This is a genomic window from Curtobacterium oceanosedimentum, assembly GCF_020297365.1.
GTDB lineage: Bacteria > Actinomycetota > Actinomycetes > Actinomycetales > Microbacteriaceae > Curtobacterium.
This window is the reverse complement of sequence record NZ_JAIXIG010000062.1, coordinates 1-1,086: the sequence shown is the minus strand read 5'-3', so window position 1 is coordinate 1,086 and position 1,086 is coordinate 1. Positions and strand designations below refer to the sequence as shown.

The 1,086-nt window shown below is 72.7% G+C and carries 1 protein-coding gene; it reads left to right on the top strand.

The window, feature by feature from the left end:
* The first annotated feature begins 430 nt into the window (after nucleotides 1–430).
* The gene (locus tag LEL83_RS15755; RefSeq protein ID WP_225559530.1) at nucleotides 431–997 is read left to right on the top strand and encodes a TIGR03086 family metal-binding protein; all 567 of its coding nucleotides are present in this window, start codon (nucleotides 431–433) and stop codon (nucleotides 995–997) included.
* Nucleotides 998–1,086: the final 89 nt, after the last annotated feature.

Genomic DNA, 1,086 nt, shown 5'->3' with positions numbered 1-1,086 from the left:
GGCCCAGCCGTCCGCGCCCCACGCAATACGCCCGCTCGCAGCAACCCGACACGCCAGCTCCCCGCGACGACACGGTGACCCCGCGACGACCTGCACCGCGCCCGACCCTGCCGTCGCGGAACCACCCCAACGCGCCAATGCGGCACCTGCCCGCCAGGATCGGCCGCAGCTTCCGCCCGCTCGCGGCCGACCGAACGCACCCCCGCCCCGGCCAAGCACCATCGCACCGCCGCCCCGCCCAAGCACCACCGCCGCCCAGCCCAGCCCCGCTCCACCCGCTCGTCGTCCGCGGCACCCGCTGTCCGAGAACTGACTTGCCCGACGCACCCGACCCCGGGCTACCGTTGCTCCGCAGCCTCGCGCGGGAATCGCCCTCTGGCAGAGCAGGTTGCACGGATCACCCGTACGTCCGACGAACAGGAGCACCATCATGGCCACCGACTGGATCGCGCTGCAGGCCCTCGCGGTCGCCGAGTTCGGCCGCCGCGTCGCCGCCGTCACCGACTGGGACGCCCCGACTCCCGACTCGGAGTGGACCACGCACGACCTCGTCGCCCACGTCGTCGATGAGCAGCGGTGGATCCCGAAGCTCCTCACGGGGTGCGACTACGCCCAGGCCGAGGCCGACGTCGAGCCCATCGGTGACGATCTCGTGGCCGAGTGGCACCGGTTCTCCACCGCCGCCACCAACGCCTGGCGGAACGCCCCCAAGGACGTCCCCGTGCACCTCAGCACGGACGTGGTGCCCGCGGCGCAGTACCTCGCCGAGCAGACCAGCGACATCACGATCCACACGTGGGACCTCGCGCGGGCGACGGCCACCGACGACACGCTGCCGGCCGAACTCGTGCAGGCGGTGTGGGAGTACTTCGAGCCGCAGATCGAGGACCTCGCCGCGACCGGGCTCTACGCCGCCCCGGTCGACGTCGATGACGACGCTCCCCTGCAGGTCCGGCTGCTCGCCGTCACAGGCCGCGATGCCAGGGTGAGTGCATGAGCGCAGCAGAGAACGCCCACTCGGCGGACATCGCAGCAGCATCCCCCTCTCGAACGGGCGAAGAAGGAGCCGCAGGCCCCGCCCCCGCA

Coding starts and splice junctions, on each gene's coding strand:
- LEL83_RS15755 (WP_225559530.1), top strand. CDS start 431: ATGGCCACCGACTGGATCGCGCTGCAGGCCCTCGCGGTCGCCGAGTTC.